The sequence below is a fragment of the Larkinella rosea genome (assembly GCF_003858635.1).
GTDB classification, from domain to species: Bacteria; Bacteroidota; Bacteroidia; order Cytophagales; family Spirosomataceae; genus Larkinella; species Larkinella rosea.
This window is the reverse complement of sequence record NZ_RQJO01000010.1, coordinates 513,320-535,080: the sequence shown is the minus strand read 5'-3', so window position 1 is coordinate 535,080 and position 21,761 is coordinate 513,320. Positions and strand designations below refer to the sequence as shown.

Genomic DNA, 21,761 nt, shown 5'->3' with positions numbered 1-21,761 from the left:
ACCAGCGAACTCATCATGGAATCCATTGAAAATAAACCGGAGATCACCGGAATGTTTAACCTGAACCGCCGGAAATTTCTGCAATCAACGGTCGTAGGGGCAACTTCCCTTTCCGGTCTTGGTTTGTCGGAAAGCGGTTTTTCGCAAACCCAAAAAACCACCACTTTCCCGGAACCAGCCCAAAATCTGCCCATCAAGGGCGAGGTTGATGTACTGGTCTGCGGAGGTGGCCCGGCTGGCATCGCTGCCGCCATCACGGCCGCCCGCGCCGGTGCCCGGACGCAGTTGCTGGAAATCCACGGCTGTCTGGGCGGGGTCTGGACGGCCGGTTTGCTGACCTATATTTTCGATTTCAATAAACCGGGTCTGACGAAAGAGATCATCAAAAAGCTCGACGAACGCGACGCCCGGCGCAATAAAGTCCCTGATCAGTTTGTCTACGCGCCGGACGAAATGAAGGTGTTGCTCGAAGAAATGTGTACCGATGCCGGGGTGAAATTTTTGCTGCATACCCGCGTGGCGGCTGCTTACAAGGATAAAAATCAGGTGACGACCGTCATTACCGAATCGAAATCGGGGCGCCAGGCCTGGAAGGCGAAGGTGTTTATCGATGCCACCGGCGACGGCGATCTGGGTGCGCAGGCCGGGAACAGCTGGGAAATCGGGCGGGGGGGCGATACCTGTCCCTGTCAGCCGCTGACTCTCAACACGTTGGCCGTCGTGAAAGAGGCTGCCGCGCTCAAACCGTACATTTCGTTTTATCAGGACGACAACGGCAAAGCGAACATGGACTGGCACGTGAAAGCGACCAAAGCGTTCATGAGCGAGATCAACCGGGCTGGCATTACGCCCTCGTACGGCATGCCGACGCTCTTTCTGATTCGGGACAATCTGGTGATGGTGATGGTCAACCACGAATACAACATCAAAGCCTTCGATGCCGATGAAATTACGGAAGCTACCGTTCGCGCCCGGGCGGAAGTTTACAACATCGTTCGTGGACTGAACAAGCTCGGCGGACCCTGGGAAGGCATCCAGATCGTGGCAACACCCGAACAGATCGGGATTCGGGACGGCCGTCGGATTCACGGTCGGTATACCGTCACCAAAGACGATTTGGCGATGGGTGCCCGACACGAAGATGCGGTTGTCCGGCCCACGTTTGGTGTCGATATTCACGCATCGGATCGGAAAACGAACGAGACCGAAACGATCTCGCGGGGCGGTATCAAGATGAAACCGTACGACATTCCGTTGCGGGCGCTGATCGCCAAAGATGTCGATGGATTGATGATGGCCGGGCGCTGCATCAGTGGCGATTTTACGGCCCACGCCAGCTACCGCGTCACCGGCAATGCCGTGGCGATGGGCGAAGCCGCCGGGGTGGTAGCTGCGCTGGCGGCTAAAAGCAAACGATTGCCCCACGAAGTCGAGTGGAGCGAAGCCGTGGCGGTTTTGACCAAACTCGGGATGCGGGGTTGATGAAAACCGCTCTTTTGCTGTGGATTGGGTTAATTGCTGCTGCGAAAGCCAAGGTCGTTTTGCCGCCGATTCTGGCTTCGGACATGGTTTTGCAGCAGCAAACCGAGGTCGCGATTTGGGGGTGGGCCGATCCGACCGAAAAAATAACCGTTACGGCGAGTTGGGAAAACCGGGTCGTGAGCGTAACCGGCGCTGCGGACGCGACCTGGAAAATCCGGCTGCGAACCCCGAAAAGCGGTGGACCGTATTCGATTGCAATCAAAGGGAACAATACGGTTTTGCTGACCAACATTCTGATTGGCGAAGTCTGGGTTTGTTCGGGTCAGTCGAACATGGCGCTTACTGCGGCAGGTGGTGTAAAGGATGCCCGCGCCGAATTGCCGACGGCCTACAACCCCAACATCCGGTTGTTCAGGATGGGTCGCCGGGCGGCCGCCACTCCGCAGGACAACGTGGGCGGAAACTGGGCGGTTTGTGATTCCGTTAGTTTGAAGCGGTTCAGCGCCGTCGGTTACTTTTTCGGGAAAAAACTGCAAACCACACTCGGCGTTCCGATTGGCCTGATCGATATGTCCTGGGGTGGTTCCAAGATGGATACGTGGCTGCCCGAATCGCTCGTCAACCTGTATCCCGAAACCCGGCATTCGGGCCGAACGATGGTCAAAACGCCCTGGGCACCGAATATTCCGGGCGTGTTGTATAACGGAATGGTCGCACCGATTACGTCCTTCGCCATTGCCGGGGTGATCTGGTACCAGGGTGAATCGAACCGGCACTATGCCCCGGCGTATGCCCAGTTGACGCGTTTGCTGGTGGAAAGCTGGCGGAGCGTCTGGCAAAACGATTTTCCGTTTTATTCCGTCCAACTGGCGCCCTACCGGTACGGTGGCACGTTTGAAACCGCTTTGATCCGCGAAAACCAGGCGAAGGCGATGGCTATTCCCAAAACCGGGATGATCGTAACGACGGACCTGGTCGATAATCTGGATGACATTCATCCGGTCTATAAAAAAGAAGTCGGCAATCGATTGGCCAACTGGGCTTTAGCCGAGACGTATCAGCAAAGAATCGACCCTTACAAAAGTCCGCAATATCGCTCCATGCTGATCGCGGGAAACCGGATTCGGCTTATGTTTGATCATGCTCCCAACGGCCTGATGGCGAAAACCGAGCCAATTACCGAGTTTGAAATCGCCGGAGCCGATCGGGTTTTCAGAAAAGCGCAGGCCCGGATTGATCAACATACCGTCGAAGTGTGGGCCGATGGCGTTGAAAAACCGCTCGCCGTCCGGTTTGCTTTCCGCGACGCCCCCGAACCTAATTTATTTAGTCAGGAAGGACTGCCGGTCATTCCGTTTCGGACGGATAATTGGGCGTTGGGATTGGATCGACAGGGAAATGATTGAGAATCATTCGCTTCGCAAACTTTTCACCGGATTCATCAACGCTGCTTTGATACTCTGAAAACTGACCGTTAGTAATGTGACGAATAGGGCCCCCAGGCCGGATGCGGCAAAAATCCACCAGGAAATCTCCGTACGGTATTCATAAGCCTGGAGCCAGTTATGCAGAAAATAATACGCCACTGGGGTCGCAATCGCCAGCGAAATTACGACCAGAAAAACGAAGTCTCTGGAAAGTAATCCCCATAGATTCAGCACCGAAGCGCCCAATACTTTCCGAACGCCAATCTCTTTAGTACGCTGTTCAGCCACGTAAGATGCCAACCCGAACAGGCCCAGACAACTGATGAAAATGGCGAGTATGGCGAAGACCGATGCCAGTTTGCCGATCCGTTCTTCGGCCGCAAATTTTAAGGCGAATTGCTGATCCGAGAACTTATAGTCGAACGGACTGCCGGGGCTGAACTGACGGAAAACCGCTTCGATTTTTGCCAATGACTCACTGGTGCTGCGTTGCGGATTCAATTTGATATTGATGACACCCGCCCAGTCATAATTTAACACAAAAACGGTTTGGTAAACGGGTTCGAAAGGAGAACCCATCACCATGTCTTTGACAATGCCCACAACCCGGAAGGGCTTTCCATTCCACTTGACAATTTTTCCCACCGGGTTTTTCAAACCCATATAGCGGGCTGCCGTTTCATTCAGAACCATGCCCGACGAATCGGTCGAAAAGCTCCGGGAAAAGTCCCGCCCGGCCACGAATTGCCACCCCACCGTTTTACCAAAATCATGGGTAACAGCAACCGTCCCAAACTGCTCTTTGAAATTCGGATCTTTGCCCTCCCAGTCGAAACCGACATTCTGGGAACTCAACTTCGTTACTGGCGTCGAGGAAGTGGACATTTCCACCACGGCACCCGTTTCGATCAGCTCATTCCGCAGCGCATTGTAACGGCCAGACAACTCCGGCGTATTCATGGCAACCGTGATCAGCCCATTTCGGTCGTAGCCAATCGGCCGGTTTTTGGCGTATTGGATTTGACGGAAAACGATGATCGTGCCGATGATCAGCGTCACCGAAACCGTAAACTGAACGATGACCAGCACCTTCCGGGGAATGGAAGCAAACCGGCCAATCCGGAAGGTACCCTTCAACACATTTACCGGCTGAAAAGAGGATAAATAAAGGGCGGGATAACTGCCCGCCAACAGGCCCGTTAACAAACTAAATCCCAGACCGGATAGCCAGAAAAGCGGCTCATTCCACAGAATCGTCAGTTTTTTGTCGGCCACTTCATTAAAGAGAGGTAGCAGCAGCAACACCAGCAGAAAGGACAGCACAAATGCCACCGCAACCACCAGCAGCGATTCACTGAAAAACTGACTGATGAGTTGGGAACGAACCGAGCCAACGGCTTTGCGGATGCCCACTTCTTTTGCTCGCTTTTCGGAACGAGCCGTTGCGAGATTCATAAAGTTAATGCAGGCCAGCACCAGCACAAAAACACCGATAATGCCAAATAGCCAGACGTACTGAATCCGACCTTCCACGTTACCTGATTTGTCCCAACCCGAATACAAATGCCAGCGACTCATGGGATGCAAAAACACTTCCGGTTTCGCAAAAGCCACTTCCGGGACATGCTTCAGCCGGAGGTCGCTGATTTTTGCCGAAATCGCATCAAAATCAGCTTTGGGAGCAATCTGGACCAGAATCTGGAACGAATTATTTTCCCATCCGGCATTATTTTTTATCCAGGGTTCCGATGATACGTACAAATCCCAGGGCGCGATAAAGGTCATGTCCCTGAATTCGGTGTTGTAAGGAAGATCTTTATAGACACCGGTTACCTTGACGTTCAGCTTGTTGTCGATCCTTATGATTTTGCCCATTGGATCATCCGTGTTTCCAAAAAGAGCCTGTGCAACGGATTCAGACACTAAAATGGAAGCCGGTTCTTTCAAGCCTGCCCGTGTGCCACTGAGCATCTTTAAAGTGAACATGTCGGGCGCTTCCGGACTCAGGAACGTACCGGTTTTGATAAATTTCCGCTCGCCATACGCCAAAATGTGCTCGCGGGTCCGGGATGACATGACGACATGGCTAAAATTGTCCGCGTAAGCCGTTCGAAGTTCGGTTCCCAGTGGGATAGGCATGGACTCGCCCACGCCATAATCGCCATTAACAGTTGCGCTTTGCAGAACCTTTGCAATACGGTCATAATTCTGGTGATACTTGTCGAAGGACAACTCATCATACATCCAAAGACCGATCAACAGGGCCACTGCCATACCCGTAGCCAGTCCGCCAATGTTGATAAATGAATACCCCTTGTGCTTGACAAGGTTTCTGAAAGCGATTTTGAAGTAGTTGCGTAACATAGCGGTTCGGGCAGGATTTGGGTATTCATCGCGAAGGCTGGCAGCGTACGGCGGTCCGGGCCGGAGCGGTTTATAAAAAAAAGGTGTCAAGCATTGTAAAACGGCCCGGCAATATTCCCAGCGAGCCTGCGCCGGGCTCACCTCCCGGATGCGCTTGTAGAACATTTCATGCAAGTCGCCCTGGATGTATTCCAACAGGTGCGGGGCCACAAACCACGCCAGCAGACGGTCGGCCCAGCGAGGTGGCTCAGCGGGCTTGGGCGGTCCAGTCGGGTTTGGCAGTTTTTTCATCAGTGGAAAAATCTATTAGATACAATAAGTTAAATCAAATCTGATGCCAGATGAAAAAAAATGCTCTCAGGCAGTGTAATGCCCGATAATGAAGGAAACGCTGTCCAAAAACGGACGTATTGTTGTCCAATCGTGGACAGTATTGATCGACGATTGACCATTGACTAATGACCATTGTCCACCGTCAATTGTCAATCGTCGATGGTCAATCGTCAATGGTCAACCGTCCTTCTTTTTTCCGCCAAACTTTTTCTAAAAAAATCCCAACTGCCACTACGTATATTCGGCTTTGAATTTGTCTTTAATTCCAACGGGACTAAAAAACCGGAAAACAGCCGTTTAAATCGTCGTGTATGCGGGCCGCTTTTACGCCAGAACCTTCGGAAAACACCGATCCAACAAATACCAGCCGACCCGTTGGGCTGAATGAATGGGAACCGGTGCAAACCCTGGATTCCGAACTTTTCATTCGGAAAACCTTCGAAACCGATCCGAAAAAGGGGTGTGAGTTGCTGTTCCGCCTGTACTACAAACCGCTGTGTACCCACGCCGTCCGGTTTGTGTACTCCCGCGAAATTGCGGAGGATCTGGTCGCCGATATTTTTTATAATTTCTGGAACACGCAGGCATTCAGTCAGGTGCAGCATTCCTACCGGGCGTATTTGTTCCGGTCGGTTCGAAACCGGGCTTACAACTACCTGATGAACGAATTGAAGAAAAACGATTCGCTGGATACGGTTTTGCAACTGGAATCGGCTTCGTCCGATGCGCCGGAACGGATGATGCAGTTCGAAGAATTGTACCGGAAAGTCGATGAACTGGTGGCGACGCTTCCGCCCCAGTGTCAGAAAGTATTTATCATGAACCGGTTCGAAGGCAAGAAAAACCGGGAGATTGCCGACGAACTGCACCTGTCGATCCGCACGGTTGAAACCCACATTGGAAAAGCGCTGGCGACCTTGCGAAACGGCCTGAAACATGTCTGGATCTGGGCAATCCTGCTGGCGGGAATCGGCAATTTACCGGGCTGAGCCAACTTTCTTCCTTCCCGACTACGTGTGTTGCCGCCCATTTTTGTCTATCTAGAAACGGCGTCAGAACCGCAACCGCTTCCGACGAACCAACGCTTGAATCCGATGATCAACAAAGAACTGGTGTTCGCCCATTTTGCCGGTCAAATCACCCCCTTGCAGAAGCGGCTGATCGAACAATGGTTGCAGGATGAAGCCAACCAGGAATCGTTTTACCGGTGGCTGGTGGAGTGGGAACACCTGTCGCCCTCGTATGCGCCCGAACTGGATTCGGCGCTGGATCGGTACGTACGGCACATGGAAGCAACTGCGCCGGTTGCTGCCATCCATGTCGGAACCGGAACCGAACCCATTCGACGGGGCGGTTTTTCCAGACGCTGGCTGGCTGCCGCTGCGGTTTTTATTGGCGTAATTCTCGCGGGCTGGCTCGGTCGGGAGCGGATCTGGTACCAGACTTACCAAACCGCTTTTGGCGAAACCCGGTCGATCAGCTTGCCGGATGGGAGTAAGGTGACGCTGAATGCCAACTCCGAATTGCAGGTGCCGCGTTTCGGATTCGGCGATCAGACGCGGGAGGTTATCCTGTTCGGAGAGGCTTTCTTTTCAGTAACGCACCAGGTTGGTAATCAGAAGTTTCTGGTGAAAACCCGCGAGAATTTCAACGTAACCGTGCTCGGAACCGAGTTCACCGTCTACACCCGGACGCGGGGCGGCAAGGTGATGCTCCGCCGGGGGAAAGTGCAGCTGAGTTATACCGAAAACCGGCACCAAAAAGAGGTGATGCTGAAACCGGGTGATCTGGCGACGTTTGGCAACCAGAACCGGTTGCAATTGCGGAGCCACGTCGAACCCGAAAAGTATTCCGCTTTTACGGAACGTCGCTTCGTTTTTGAAGACATGCCGTTGCGTGAGTTTGGCGAAATGCTCACGGAAAACTACGGCTTGCAGGTCGAAATCAGCACCGATTCACTGGCCCGCCGAACCATTGTGGGATCGTTCCGGGCCGACAATGCGGACGATCTGCTCAACACCATTTCTGAACTTTTTGGCATTCGGGTGATCCGGGATAAAAATACCGTCCGGTTCGTCGAAGACCAGTAACCATTCCTAAACCCTTTTTACGTCAATGAAAAGACCCTTACGAAAAACGCTCTGGGGAGGAATTCTAGTTGCCTTACTTTCCCTCCCGAGTTTCCCGATCTGCGCCCAGACGTTTGCCCGTGTGCAGCAACCCGCATCCCGGCAGGAAAACAATCCGGAAGTCCGCAAACTGCGCGATGTGCTGAAGGATTTGAAAAACCATTACGGAGTCGATATTCTGTTCGAAGGCGGTTTGCTGGAGGGCGTTACGGTACCGTCGGGATTGCTGAATCTGAACCGAAAGCTGGAGTTCAATCTGGGCAAGCTGCTGAACTCGACTGGTTTATATTACAAAAAAACGCAGAATGGCGCGTACCTGATTCTGGATAAAAAGCAGGATCGCCGGAATGCCGATAGCCCGGAAGTGCTGCAAAAAGCAACCGAAATAACCCCCGGCTCGACCACGCCACTAACGGCCCAGATTCTTCCTGAACCGGAACCGGTTTCGGGAAAAGAAATAAAACAAGTTGACGATCAGGTCATTACCGGAACCGTTAAAAGCGAAACCGGTTCGGGATTACCCGGCGTCAGTATCGTCATTAAAAACACCACGCGGGGAACAACCACCGATGGCGACGGAAAATTCAGGCTCAGCATTCCAACCGGTCAAGTGACCCTGATTTTTTCCTTTGTTGGCTACCTGAATCAGGAAATGGAGGTCGGAAACCGCACGACTTTCGACGTTCAACTGGCGCCCGATACCAAAGCCCTGGGTGAAGTCGTGGTGGTGGGCTACGGTACCCGAACCAAAAGCTCCCTAACCGGCGCCATTGCCTCCGTCAAAGCCGAAGAGTTGAAAGCCACACCGGTGGCCAATCTGGCGCAGGGCCTTCAGGGGCGCGTGAGTGGGCTCGACATGCGGCAAAATTCGGGAACGCCCGGCGGGAATATCAGCGTGCGCATCCGGGGGACGAACTCCATCAACGGAACATCGGAACCGCTGTATGTGATCGACGGCATCCAGATTTCGGCTTCGTCGGGCGTCAATGCCGCCAATCCGCTTTCGCAGATCAACCCCTCCGATATCGAATCCGTCGAGGTGCTGAAGGATGCGGCTGCCACCGCCATTTATGGAGCTAGAGCGGCCAACGGCGTCGTTTTGATCACAACCAAACGCGGCAAAGACGGCGTAACGAACGTTTCCTACGACGGCTACGTCGGTCAGCAGGAAACCACGCGGAAGCTGGGCATTCTGAACGCGACGCAGTTTGCGCAGTTGGAAAACGCGACGTACAGCCCCACCGTGGTGTATCCCAATCCAACCGCGGTGGGTGCCGGAACCAATTACCTGGATTTGATTTTTCGCAAAGCGATGATTCAGAACCACCAGCTTTCGGTGAATACCGGCACGAACAAAACCCAGATTGCGCTCGGAGCAAATTATTTTAGTCAGCAGGGTGTCATCAAAAAGACGGATTATGAGCGGTATGCACTCCGGGCCAACATCGATCACCGAATCAGTGACCGATTCAAAGTGGGCACCAGTTTGTATTACACCCTGACGGGCGAAAACCGGGTGAATGCGGGCGGAACGGGCGTGAACGTCACGAGTGCCCGTGAGGGAATTCTGGGCCGGGCGGTGGCGGCTCCACCCACCTTGCTGCCGTACAGGGCCGATGGCAGCGTGTATTCCTTTGCCGATCAGTTCAACGGACGATACCGCGAAACCGTCAATCCAATGGGCGAACTGGCGAAGAAAAACTACACCAACGGAAACCGCTTTCTGGGGAATCTCTACCTGGAAGTCATGATTCTCAAAGGCTTGACATACCGGGCCAGCTTCAACGCCGACCTGTCGTCCAGTTTGCAGGAACAGTATTCGCCCCGCTCCATCGTCGATTCGATTTCGCTGAATAACCCCAACGCCGTGAATGGGTCGGCCAGCAACAACAGCAGCTACGCGCGGACTTTGCTGCACGAAAGTATTCTGACGTATAAAACCCAGTTTGGTCAATTTCACACCCTCAACGCCACGGTGGTGTACGCCACCCAGTCGGATGTGTTGCAACAAAATAACCAGACCGCTTCCGGTTTTGGCAACGACTTCACCGAAAACTGGTCGACGGCCAATGCCACGGTGTATGCGCTGTCGAGCTTCCGGAATAAAAGCAGTTTGAGTTCGTGGCTGGGCCGGGTAGCCTACGGTTTTAAAGACCGCTACTTTCTGGATTTGACCGGCCGGATCGACGGTTCCAGCAAATTTGGCGCGAACAACAAATACGGTTTTTTTCCGGCGGTGTCGGCGGCCTGGCGGGTGATTGAAGAGGAGTTTATGAAACCGGTCAAGTTCATCAGTGATCTGAAACTCAGGGCCAGCTACGGAGTAACCGGAAATGCGGGGGCGATCGGGCCGTACCAGTCGCTGGCAACCGTGAGCGGGCAGGGCTACAACTACAATTTCAACAATGTAACCCAAACCGGCATCAATCCGAGCGGCATTGCCAACCCGGATTTGAAGTGGGAACAGGCGACACAACTCGATATCGGTCTGGATGTGTCCTTTCTGAATAACCGCCTGAATGTCGTTGCAGATTATTACCACAAACGCACCGATAACCTGCTCTTCACCAAAGCCTTACCGATGTCGTCGGGCTACACCACGATCACCGGAAATTACGGTTCGATCCAGAACAAGGGGCTGGAGTTGGGTCTGAACGGCAAGATTCTGACCGGAGCGGTTAAATGGGAAGCGTCGGGGAACATCACCTTCAACAAGAACAAGGTCTTGGCGCTGGACGGTATTCAGAACGAAATTGCCCTGTCGAGCTACTCCATTCTGAAAGTTGGGTATCCGCTGGGCATTTACCGGACGTACATTCTGGACGGCATCAACCAGACCGGCGAAACCTTTCTGCCCGGTTATGACGCCCGGACGGGTGGCTTCAAAATCAAGGATGTCAACGGCGATGGTAAAATCAGCACGGACGATCAGGTGATCGTCGGCAATGCGCAGCCCAAATACTTTTTCGGTTTTTCGACGCTGGTGAAGTACAAGAATTTCGAGCTGAGCGGTTTTGTGCAGGGCGTACAGGGCAGTCGGTTGTTCAACGGGTTCCGGTTTACGTTCGAAACGCCATCCGGCCAGGTCAACCTGCTCGAAGGAACGGCCAACCGCTGGTCGGCGACCAATCCCAACAACGAATATGTCAAACCGGCGCAGGGCACGAACCTGCCGGTGGGCGATCGCTGGGTGGAGGATAATTCCTACATCCGGGTCAAGAACCTGACGCTGGCCTACAACCTGCCCCGCGTCAAATTTACGAAGGGCATTCGGGCGTATGTGGCTGGTAATAACCTTTTTACGTTAACCAAATACCAGGGCTGGGACCCCGAATCCAATAATTACGGCAGTGCCAACGCGCTGTTCTACGACAACGGTACGTACCCGGCCGCCAAATCGTACGTAGTAGGTCTTCAGTGTACATTCTGATTCGTAACCCCTGACTTTCATGAAACGATCTTTTTCAACATCCATTCTGGTGGCGGTTTTGGCGGTTTTCTGCTTCAGCGCCTGCCGGGAGCTAGACGAAACCGTGTATTCGTCGGTCATCACGACCAATTTTTACAAAAGTGCGCAGGACGCCGAAGCGGCTTTAACGGCGGCTTATGGCTCGATCAACGATCTCTTCGACCAGGCCCCTATTGTTTTTGCCGGTGATTTTGCCGGGGATCAGCTTTGGGTAAAACCGGTCGTGGGTCGCAACGTCTTTGCGGTTTACAGCTACGACACCGATTATTCGGGGCCGAAAAGCTTTGGCCGGACCGCCGAAAGCCCCTATGGGTTGTGGCAGTTTTGTTACAAAGGCATCGAAAATGCCAACTGGGTGATCGACCGGGTACCGTCGATTGCGATGGAAACCAACCGCCGGAACGCCATTGTGGGGGAAGCCCTGTTCCTGCGTGCGTTCTACCATTTTACGCTAACCAAAAACTTCGGAGACGTAGTCATCCGAACCGCGCCCAGCCAGAGTGAATCGGACGCGCTGGTGGCCAAAAGCCCGAAAGCTGACGTTTACAAACAAATTTTCAAGGATCTGGACGAGGCCATTGCCAAACTGCCTTCGTATTCCGCATCCACGATTAAAGGCCGGGCCTCCAGAGAAGTCGCCATCGGTTTGTATGCCAAAGCGGCTTTGTACGCGGAAGATTGGGCAACCGCCAAAACAAAAGCCCTGGAGGTCATCAATTCCGGGAAATACACGCTGATGCCGAATGTGCTCGACGTATTCGACGTCGAAAAAGAGGATGCGGCCCGGCAGGAAAATATGTTTGCCTTCGAAGGCGACAACGCCACCCGGGCGCGCGGCACGACCTTGATGGGATTCTGCGGCCCCGCCAACAGCGCCAGCCGGGATTACGGAAACACGACCTTCGGCTCCATTTTTGCCTTCCAGGCGTTTTTTGATTCGTTTAGTCCCACCGACAAACGGCGGCAATTGCTGGACACGAGCTTCGTCAGCGTCGCGGGGAAAGTGGTTCCGCAGAAGGAAATTACGCCCTATACCGTGAAGGGCGTTCTGATCAAAAAATACATGGATAAAAACTCCGTTGGGGCCAAAGGCCGGAACAACGTCCCGATGCTGCGGCTGGCGGATGTGTACCTGATTGCGTCGGAAGCGGAAGCCCGGCTGAACGGCCCGACGGCGACGGCCTACCAATACCTCAACGCGATTCGAACCCGGGCGGGGCTGGCCAATCTCCAGACGGGGTTGAGCAAGGACGATTTTATCAAGGCGGTTTTGCAGGAACGAAGCTGGGAGTTTTTTGCCGAAGGCGACCGCTGGTACGACCTGACCCGCACCAACACGTTTCTGACGGTGATTCCGAAAGCAGTCAACGAGGTGTATCCGACCCGGACGCCCTTGCCCAAACACCGCTATTACCCGATTCCGCTGGACGAAATCCGGGCAAATCCCAAACTGGAACAAAACCCGGACTGGAAATGAGGCAACTCCGGCAAAAAACGGCTTTGAGTTTTTTTGGCTTGATCCTGCTATTGTTCAGTTCGTTTCAGCTAAAAACCGCTGCGGTTTTGGGACAGAAATCAAGCTCGGAAGACAGCCTGAACGTGGAAAAAGCGCATCAGGAAATCTGGCGACGGTTTATCGACGAGCATGCCATCCTGATCGATTTTGCGGATTTCGACGGGCGGTTTGACCGTCCGACGGCAGCTGAGTTTCGGGAGAATAAACCCAACGCGCTCGGCTGGTGGACACCCACCGAAAACGGCTCGATGTTCAACGGCTTGTACCTGGACGGCATTTGCCAGCGCTGGATGCACCGACGCAACGAAGCCGACCGGCAAAAGGCGAAGCGGCTGGCGCAGGGATTGCTGTTTCTGGCTTCGATTGGCGACACCCCCGGTTTTATCGGACGTGGTGTGGCGACGGACGGCAAAACACCCCCGGCGATGGGCTCCAACGACCAGACCTCGCCCTGGTTTTACGGACTCTGGCGTTACCTTGATACCGGTATGCCCGACCCGCCCGAACGGCGGCAGATCATTGCCAAAATGACGGAAGTTGCCAACGCGTTGCTGGCCAACAACTGGCGGTTGCCGACCATGTCGTATTCGCCATCGAAATACCGCAATTCATTTGCTACTTTCAACTGGGAAGGCGCGCCCCGTTTGCTGTTCATCCTGAAAGCCCTGCACCAGTTGACCGGCGACGCCAAATGGAACCAATTGTATCAGGATGCGGCCCGGGAAATGGGCGGGGAACCCCGGCGCAGCCGACTCCAGATTTGCGCGGAAGGCATGAAATTCGACATTCCGAAGCAATTTCGATGGACGGGCGTGTCGAGTACGGTGGACGTGCGGGCGCTGTGGGAAATGGAAAAAGACCCGGAAATGCGAAAGGCCTACGAAGAGGGGCTGAATGCCAGTGCGCGCAGTGCCGCCAGTGGAATCAGTTTGTGGCATCAATTCGATCGCAACGATCAGAAGACGTTCCTGCACGACTGGCGGACGCTGAACCAGTGGTGGAAACCGCAGCACAGCGAACAGGACGCGCTCGATGTTTCGCAAACGGAGTTGAACGAACTTGTGAAGTTGTCTCCGCGCCGGAATCAGGAGCTGGGGTTTGTCCGTGAACCGCTCTGGATGGCGTGGATTGTCACGATGGCCCCCGACCGGAAGCTGGTGGAGCAACACCGTTCCGAAATCCGGGGTGCGTTGACCCATTTCCGGGCTGACAAACTGTATTATTCGCAATTCTTTCCTGCCGAAGCGGTCTGGTTTCGTCTTCAGAACAAGTAACCAGTTTTTTTATGAAACAACACTTGCGGTTTTTGGGCACCGGTTTTCTAGTGGTCATCGGCTTGTCGGGTAGTTTGGTAAAAGCACAAAACCGTCCGGTTTTGCCTTCCGGCGATTCGCTGCAACGGCAGATTGAATTGGCTCAACAGGAAATCAACAGGCGGTTTTTGAGTCCGCAAACCGGAATTTTGTACGATTACGCCGGTCGGGACGGAAATACGTTGATTCCAACGCCGGAGGAATGTCAATCGGATAAACCGAACGGACTGTCGTGGTGGTCGCCGATCGAAAACGGGGCATTTTTCAATGGGATTTACCTGGACGGCCTGTGCAATCGCTGGAAACTGACAAAAAAGAAAGCCGACGCGGAGGAGGCCCGGAAAATTGCCAATGGACTGGTTTTGCTGGCAACGGTCGGAACCGTACCCGGTTTTATTGCCCGGGGCATTTCGACCGACGGAAGGAGTCACCACGTCGCCGGTTCCGACGACCAGACCGGGCCGTGGTTTTACGGCATCTGGCGGTATATCAAAAGCGGGATTCCCGATGAGGCCGAAAAAAAACGGTTGATTGGCCTGATGGAAACGATTGGTAATGCCCTGGAAAAAACCAACTGGCAATTGCCGTGCGACCGGGACAACTACGGTTTTCGTGGCAATCTGACCGACAAAGGCTGCCGGATTTCGGCCCGGCTGGTGTTTATTTACCGTGCCCTTTATGACGTGACCGGAAACAAACACTGGCTGGATGGTTACCACCAGCGGCTGAACGAAATCCCCGAAGGCGATTCGCTCAACCGGCTGGAATTGTGTGCACAGGGCTTGCCGTACGAAACCGCTAACCCGGAAAAAGGCAATAAAACGGAAAACGAGTTCTGGATCACCGGTGTTTCGCAGGCCAATCTGAAGGCGCTGGCCGACATGGAACAGGACCCGGTTTTACGGGAAAAATTTCGGAAAGGGCTGCATGCGAGTGCTGAACGGGCTGCTTTGCATGTATCCCGGTATAAAAACTTCGACAACGCCCACAACCTGGCGTTCAACGAAAACTGGCGGCTGCTGAATACCGGATGGAAACCGCAACCCGACATTGCCACCACGCTCGAGGTGGCGCTACAACAGGGGCGGGAGTGGAGTAAACAGTCGCCCGCCCGGGTCTACGAAGACAAACACATGCGCGAACCGCTGTTTGCGGTTTGGGTGGTGCTTTTGTCTGGTAACAAAGCGTTGATTGAGAAGTATAAACCGGCGTTGAAAAATGCGCTGATGCAGTATGACTGGAAACGGCTGTATACGGCCCGTTTTTTTGTCGTTGTCCCGGCTTATTACGAAGCGAAACTGAACCGACTTTTCTGAGCGCCCCCAATCGAATCGGTCCTGAAAAGCCGACGCAAAAGCGTCGGCTTTTCTCATTTTAAATCGGGTAGGAGCCCCGCGATTTCTGGCCGTTCACCCGGAATAGGATACCGGCGTGAGTGGGGTCGGCTAAAAATCGCTGAAAGAGTCGGTATCGGCGACTACATCCGGTAAATAGACAGAAATTAGCGCTGAATACGAGCCTGAATGAGGAGTTTTTTGATCCGTTTGACTTCTCTTGCTGCTAAGCGGTTTTTTGGGTTTTATTACTACATTTACACGATTTATTCCAACCCTCAACTTTACGGGTCGTTTATGAACTCAACTCGTTATTCATCTCTATTCCGGATGTCTCGCCGGGCGATAGCCCTGTCTACGGCCGGCCTTATCATTGGGGGCGTTCTGGTTGGCGCCTGGCAAAACGACAACCTCAACCAGGCTTCCGGCGCGTACCTCGACCGGCTTTTTGCCGGACTTTCGGATGATGACAAACACGATCCGAAATATGCGGTAGGGAGCCTGAATGTGGCACCGGGACTGGAAGCTACCCTCTTCGCTTCGGAACCGATGCTGAGCAATCCGACGAACATCGACGTCGATGCGCGGGGCCGCGTCTGGGTGTGTGAAGCCTATAATTACCGGGCGAATATTACCGGTAGTGCCACCCGCCCCGAGGGAGATCGCATTCTGATTCTGGAAGACAACAACGGCGATGGAAAAGCCGACATCAGCAAGGTATTTTACCAGGGGCCCGAACTGGTTTCACCGCTCGGCGTCTGGGTGCAGGGCAACAAGGTGATTGTGTCGGATAGCCCGAACGTGTACGTTTTTACGGATGAAAACGGCGACGATAAAGCCGATAAAAAAGAGCTGTTATTTACGGGGATCAGCGGAGCGGACCACGATCACGGTCTCCACTCTTTTCTGTTTGGACCGGATGGAAAGTGGTATTTCAACTTTGGAAACGAAGGCAAGCAAATCAGGGACAAAGATGGCAAAGCCATTTTCGACCGCAATACCGGTAAGGAAATTGACCTGAAAAACTACCGGCAGGGCATGGTTTTTCGGTGTAATCCCGACGGCAGCGAGATGGAAGTGCTCGGTCAGAATTTCCGGAACAACTACGAAGTTGCGCTGGATTCGTACGGAACCATGTGGCAGTCGGACAACGACGATGATGGCAACAAGGGCGTGCGGATCAACTACGTGATGGAGTACGGCAACTACGGGTATACCGACGAAATGACCGGCGCGGGCTGGCGCGTCAACCGGACCAACCTGGAACCCACCATTCCGCTGCAACACTGGCACCTGAACGACCCCGGCGTGGTGCCGAATCTGTTGCAAACCGGCGCGGGTTCGCCCACGGGTATTATTCTTTACGAAGGAAAATTATTGCCGCAAGTGTTTCAGGGACAGATTATTCACTGCGATGCGGGTCCGAATATTGTTCGGTCGTATCCCGTAACGAACGACGGCGCGGGCTATAAAGCGACGATTGTGCCGCTGCTGGAAGGTGCTCGTGACCAGTGGTTCCGGCCTTCGGATGTGTGCGTCGCACCCGACGGTTCGCTCATTATTTCCGACTGGTACGATCCCGGAGTGGGTGGGCACCAGGCTGGCGATTTGAACCGGGGCCGGGTCTATCGCGTCGCTCCACCAAATACGCCGTATAAAATTCCGAAGGTCGATCTGGCAACCACCGCCGGAGCGATTGAAGCCCTGCAAAGCCCGAACATGGCGATCCGGTCGGCGGCCTGGAACAAACTGCACGATCTGGGTGCCAAAGCCGAAAAAGACCTGGCGAAATTGTATGCCACTTCCCCCGATCCGCGCATGAAAGCCCGCGCCCTCTGGCTGTTGAGCAAGCTGGACGGGAAAGGGAAAAAATACATCGAAACCGCCCTGAAAGATGCGAATCCGAATCTGCGCATCACTGGTTTGCGGGCCGCCCGCGAACTGAAAACCGACGTTATTCCGTACGTGAAGCAATTGATAAACGATACTGATCCGCAGGTGCGTCGGGAATGCGCCATTGCTCTGCGCCGGAATAAATCGCCGGAAGCACCGGATTTGTGGGCGCAACTGGCCGCCAAACACGATGGCAAAGATCGCTGGTATCTGGAGGCTCTGGGTATTGGGGCCGACGGTCAGTGGGATTCGTATTACAGCGCGTGGCTGAAACGGGCCGGAGCGAATCCGACGGCGACCGATGCCGGAAAAGACATTGTTTGGCGGGCGCGTACCAAAGAATCCGTACCGCTGCTGGCCAGTCTGGCGGGCGATTCAAAAACCGATCTGACGGGGCGTCTGCGGTATTTCCGGGCGTTCGATTTCAACCCCGGCTTGACCGAAAAATCGAGTGCGCTACTGACTTTGTTAAAAAACAACCCGAACGACGTTCAGATCACGAAACTGGCGTTGCGCCACCTCGATCAGGATTTTGTGAAGAAAACGCCGGAAGCGATGGCGGCTTTGACCAAATTACTGGACGAAACCTACGGCAAACCCGAATACATGGAAATGGTGATGCGGTATGAACCCGTTGCCGAAAACCAGCGGTTGCTCGAATTGAGTAAAAAACAACCGAACGATCTGATCGGCCGCGATGCCACCCGGCAATTGCTGAAGCAGGGTGGTGGCAAGATGGTTTGGGAAATCGTCAACGGTAGCAATCAGGATGCCGCTCTCGGAATGATCTCGGCGTTGCGTTGGGTGGGCAGTAAAGAATCGCTCGATATGCTGCAAACCGTGGCCCTCGACGAAAACCGCCCGGCCCTGCTGCGGAAAGAAGCCACCCGCGCCATTGGTGGCAGCAACGACGGCGAGACCCTGATTCTGACCTTGTTGCGGGAAGGCAAGATTAAGCCGGAATACAAAACCGCAGCCGTGCAGGGCGTTAGCACCACCTGGCGGAAAAAGGTCCGGATGGAAGCCGCCAGTTACCTCGATGGCGCGAAAGGAGCCGAAGGCAAGAAATTACCGGCCATTCCCGACCTGCTGGCCATGACCGGCGACGCCAGCCGGGGTGTGGCGCTTTTCAAAACGAACTGTTCAATTTGTCACCAGATCAACGGCGAAGGCATGGATTTTGGGCCCAAGCTTTCCGAAATTGGTAGCAAATTGCCGAAAGAAGGCCAGTATTTGTCGATTCTCTACCCGGATGCCGGGATCAGCTTCGGGTACGAAGGCTTCGAGGTGAAACTCAAGGATGGCAGCACGGTTTCGGGAATCATTTCCAGCAAAACGGAAACCGACCTGCAAATGAAGTTTCCGGGTGGCGTGGTCACGAACTACAAGATGAGCGACGTGGCCTCCATGAAGCAAATGGATGCGTCGATGATGCCTTCCGGTTTGCAGGAAAACATGTCGACGCAGGAACTGGTGGATTTAGTGGATTACTTATCAAGTTTAAAAAGAAAATAGAAACCTTCCCTATTATGATTCAACGTCGCGATTTTGTTAAATCAACGTTAGGTCTTGCCGGTGCCGCATTGACCGGTAAGGCAATGGCCGGAAACGAGTCTTCACAACCCCGGACAGTGGCTAAAAACCAGTTCAAATTGCTGTATGCGCCCCACTTCGGCATGTTTACCAACAGCGCCGGAAAAGACGTGATCGATCAGCTCAAGTTCATGGCTGACAACGGTTTTCAGGCGATCGAGGACAACGGGATGATGGGCCGACCGGTTGAGGAGCAGGAAAAAATTGCGAAGGAAATGGCGCGCCTGAATATGAAAATGGGCGTTTTTGTGGTCGATAAAGGCGGGAACGGACAAAACACCCTCGCGGCAGGTAACAAAGATTACGTCGATATTTTTCTGAACGGCTGCAAGCGGGCGGTGGATGTAGCCAAGCGTGTGAATACAAAAGTGATGACGGTCGTTCCCGGTGATTTTCAGCGCAATCTGCCCATCGGTATCCAAACCGGCCACGTCATCGACGCCTTGCGTCGGGGGGCTGATATTCTGGCTCCGCACGGATTGACGATGGTGCTGGAACCGCTGAGCGATACCCCCAACCTGTTTCTGCGTACCTCCGATCAGACGTACGAAATCTGCCGCGCGGTGAACAGTCCGGCCTGTAAAATTCTGTTTGATGTGTACCACATGCAGAAAAACGAAGGCCACGTGATTCCGCACATCGACTGGTGCTGGAGCGAAATCGGTTATTTCCAGATTGGCGACAATCCGGGCCGGAAGGAGCCAACGACGGGCGAAATCAATTACAAGAACATTTTTAAGCACTGTTACGAAAAAGCCAAAGCCGATAACAAGGAGTTTATCTGGGGCATGGAACACGGGAATTCCCAGCCGGGTAAAGAAGGAGAAATCGCGCTGATCAAAGCCTACGTCGAATCCGATAACTTTACGGTCTAGCGTACCCACGGACTTTAGTCCGTGAAATTTCCTGATTTGATTTCATAAAAGCGACCCGGTTTTAAGGCCATTTGAGGCAAAACCGGGTCGCTTTTATACTTTAGTTTTTTGAAAAACCGCCCTGGTTTAGCCGATAAGCTACCAGAAAACTTGCCGTTTTGACGCCTGAACGCAGTTCAGTGTATGCCGACATGCCATTGCTCAGTTCATAGCGTAACTCACCGGTGAAGCGTTTCCAGGCCAGGCCAAAGCCAATAGCAAGACCTTGCTCATACGCTCTGAAATCGTCAATTGCTTTAACGTGTTCAATCGTTGTCGTGCTGAAAAGACGCGATTCGACGGTTTTGTTGTTTTTTGCACGGACATTCAGTGAGTTTACGATTCCCGCATTCACGAAGGCCCGCAGCCCTGCCAGACCAAACCGATAGCGGAACATGGTAACCAGACTGACGTAATTCAAATCGAATGAGATCGAGCTTTTTGTGTATCGTTCGCTGGATTCAACTTCCTCGTAATTGGCCGTTGCCTGATATGATCTCCACCTTAATTCGTTGTAAATGGCCCATTTGTCGTGATTTCGGGGCAAATCGAGATCGAATCCGACACCAAACGTAACGTTGGTGGACTGGCTGAATTTGGGAGTAGTTAAACTAACCGGCATCTTTCCAGTGAATTTTAATCCCGTGTGGGAAACCCCCGCCAGGGCATTAAGACTAAGTCGAAACTTCTCCGGCGCAACCTGGTAAGTGATCGTTTCGTTGATCCGGCATTGGTAATACCGGCTGATTAATCGCTGCATCGATTGGGGGGTATATGCCGTTTTCTGAATGCTGGCTTTCAATTGCGGGCAATCGGCCAGATAATCTTCCAGTTGTGTTTTGTATTTTTCTTCGGTCGCCAGCACCCTGGTTCCCTGCTTTTCGACTATTGCCCGTTTTAAAATCAATTCCTGTGGCGATTGGTTACCACGTTGTACGAAAAAATGGATTTTTTCCATTTCGTCTTTTAAATAGTAAAGGCTCAAGAGTCCTTTTACATAAACGGTCAGGAAAACCGTATCTTCTACCGTGGAGTTGGCGGTAGACTCCACCATGTCGGCAATAATTGTGGGTGATTTGTCGATTAATACGGCGTGACTTTCGTACCGTTCCCCGCCGGTGATACCAAATGCTTTTAGCTGGTTGGCCGTATAGGTCTGCAACTCATCCTCCAGCCGTTTTTTAAACTGAATCTGAACAGGGTTTTTATTCCAGTTTTTATCGTCGATGAACCCCGGAATGGTATCGGTAGACTGGATTAAAATGTAACCTGGCGCTACGCTTTTTTGGGCAAAAAGTGGAAAGCTGAAAAGAAAGAAAGAGAAAATAGAAAAGACAGTTGTAGAAATTTGCATAACACTTTTTAGTACCCAATTAGCAGGTTATTGGCGTCATTACAAATAGCGCTCCGCAATTTTTTTTGCATCGATACGAATTGAGGCCGTGTGAAGATCAATTGAATAAGCGGGCAACCGAAAGGGCTATTTTCGGTTAAACTCCGGGCCTGATTGAAAACCGCATGGCTGCGGCTGTATAATAGAAAAAAGCTTTCTGTTTTGCAGTTTTAAACCACAAAAAACAGAAAGCCTGGTATTCTCAGATTTCCTTTGTATCAGGAAAATCCTTGTCTTTTTGCAGCAAAACGTACTGCATTGACAGATTGCTTCTTACAAAACAACCACCGAATTTTCGTCCGCTGAAACGCCACTGGTAACATATTTATCAGCCTCCTGGTCGTTCAACCAGGTTTCGCCGTCGATCAGGTACCGGAATTGGCTTTCCTGACCCACCGGTAGTTCAACCGTCGTTTTATAAGAACCGTCTTTTTGTTTCTTAAGAGCAGTAGCTGAAGAATCCCAGCCGTTAAAATCACCCACCAGAGCAACCGCTGTAGCACCGTTAACGGCGTCAGCAGGCAGCGTAAACGTTACTTTGCAAATTGTAGGCTTGCTTTTTACATATTGTTTTGCAAGTGCCATATGGAGTAGTTTGTTT

Annotated in this window: 13 protein-coding genes; 10 read left to right on the top strand and 3 right to left on the bottom strand. The window is 53.0% G+C overall.

Annotated features, from left to right (window positions below):
• Positions 1–15 precede the first annotated feature (15 nt).
• Entirely contained in the window at positions 16–1,482 is a 1,467-nt protein-coding gene (locus EHT25_RS23060) for an FAD-dependent oxidoreductase (protein ID WP_229311756.1), read from the top strand.
• The gene (locus tag EHT25_RS23055) at positions 1,482–2,888 is read left to right on the top strand and encodes a sialate O-acetylesterase (protein WP_148095905.1); all 1,407 of its coding nucleotides are present in this window, start codon (positions 1,482–1,484) and stop codon (positions 2,886–2,888) included. Before EHT25_RS23060 ends, EHT25_RS23055 begins: the two co-directional genes overlap by 1 nt.
• Before the next feature lie 3 nt (positions 2,889–2,891).
• Here EHT25_RS23055 and EHT25_RS23050 read toward each other — a convergent pair whose 3' ends face one another.
• Positions 2,892–5,564 carry an ABC transporter permease gene (locus EHT25_RS23050; protein WP_185731460.1) on the bottom strand — a complete coding sequence of 891 codons (2,673 nt, stop codon included), beginning with the start codon at positions 5,562–5,564 and terminating at the stop codon, positions 2,892–2,894.
• Positions 5,565–5,917: 353 nt separating this feature from the next.
• Here EHT25_RS23050 and EHT25_RS23045 point away from each other — a divergent pair, with 353 nt between their 5' ends.
• The 8 genes from EHT25_RS23045 to EHT25_RS23010 all read left to right on the top strand — a co-directional run bounded on the left by EHT25_RS23045 (position 5,918) and on the right by EHT25_RS23010 (position 19,728).
• Entirely contained in the window at positions 5,918–6,595 is a 678-nt protein-coding gene (locus EHT25_RS23045) for an RNA polymerase sigma-70 factor (protein WP_124877515.1), read from the top strand.
• A gap of 105 nt (positions 6,596–6,700) precedes the next feature.
• Positions 6,701–7,696 (top strand): FecR family protein, encoded by a 996-nt coding sequence (locus EHT25_RS23040; protein WP_124877514.1) that lies wholly within the window; start codon positions 6,701–6,703, stop codon positions 7,694–7,696.
• Positions 7,697–7,721: 25 nt separating this feature from the next.
• Entirely contained in the window at positions 7,722–11,165 is a 3,444-nt protein-coding gene (locus EHT25_RS23035) for a SusC/RagA family TonB-linked outer membrane protein (RefSeq protein ID WP_229311755.1), read from the top strand.
• Between the two features lie 19 nt (positions 11,166–11,184).
• Positions 11,185–12,681 (top strand): RagB/SusD family nutrient uptake outer membrane protein, encoded by a 1,497-nt coding sequence (locus EHT25_RS23030; protein WP_124877513.1) that lies wholly within the window; start codon positions 11,185–11,187, stop codon positions 12,679–12,681.
• Positions 12,678–13,994, top strand: coding sequence for a hypothetical protein (locus EHT25_RS23025; RefSeq protein ID WP_124877512.1), 1,317 nt, complete (start codon positions 12,678–12,680; stop codon positions 13,992–13,994). Before EHT25_RS23030 ends, EHT25_RS23025 begins: the two co-directional genes overlap by 4 nt.
• A gap of 11 nt (positions 13,995–14,005) precedes the next feature.
• Positions 14,006–15,349 (top strand): hypothetical protein, encoded by a 1,344-nt coding sequence (locus EHT25_RS23020; protein WP_124877511.1) that lies wholly within the window; start codon positions 14,006–14,008, stop codon positions 15,347–15,349.
• A 315-nt stretch (positions 15,350–15,664) separates the two neighbouring features.
• A complete protein-coding gene (locus EHT25_RS23015; RefSeq protein WP_124877510.1) occupies positions 15,665–18,775 on the top strand; it encodes a PVC-type heme-binding CxxCH protein in 3,111 nt (1,036 codons plus the stop codon).
• Between the two features lie 17 nt (positions 18,776–18,792).
• A complete protein-coding gene (locus EHT25_RS23010) occupies positions 18,793–19,728 on the top strand; it encodes a hydroxypyruvate isomerase family protein (RefSeq protein WP_124877745.1) in 936 nt (311 codons plus the stop codon).
• Between the two features lie 100 nt (positions 19,729–19,828).
• On the opposite strand, the gene EHT25_RS23005 is transcribed toward EHT25_RS23010, so the two are convergent.
• On the bottom strand, positions 19,829–21,121 hold the full coding sequence (locus EHT25_RS23005) for a porin family protein (protein WP_124877509.1): 1,293 nt from the start codon (positions 21,119–21,121) through the stop codon (positions 19,829–19,831).
• 312 nt (positions 21,122–21,433) lie between these two features.
• The gene (locus tag EHT25_RS23000) at positions 21,434–21,745 is read right to left on the bottom strand and encodes an isoamylase early set domain-containing protein (RefSeq protein ID WP_124877508.1); all 312 of its coding nucleotides are present in this window, start codon (positions 21,743–21,745) and stop codon (positions 21,434–21,436) included.
• Positions 21,746–21,761 lie beyond the last annotated feature (16 nt).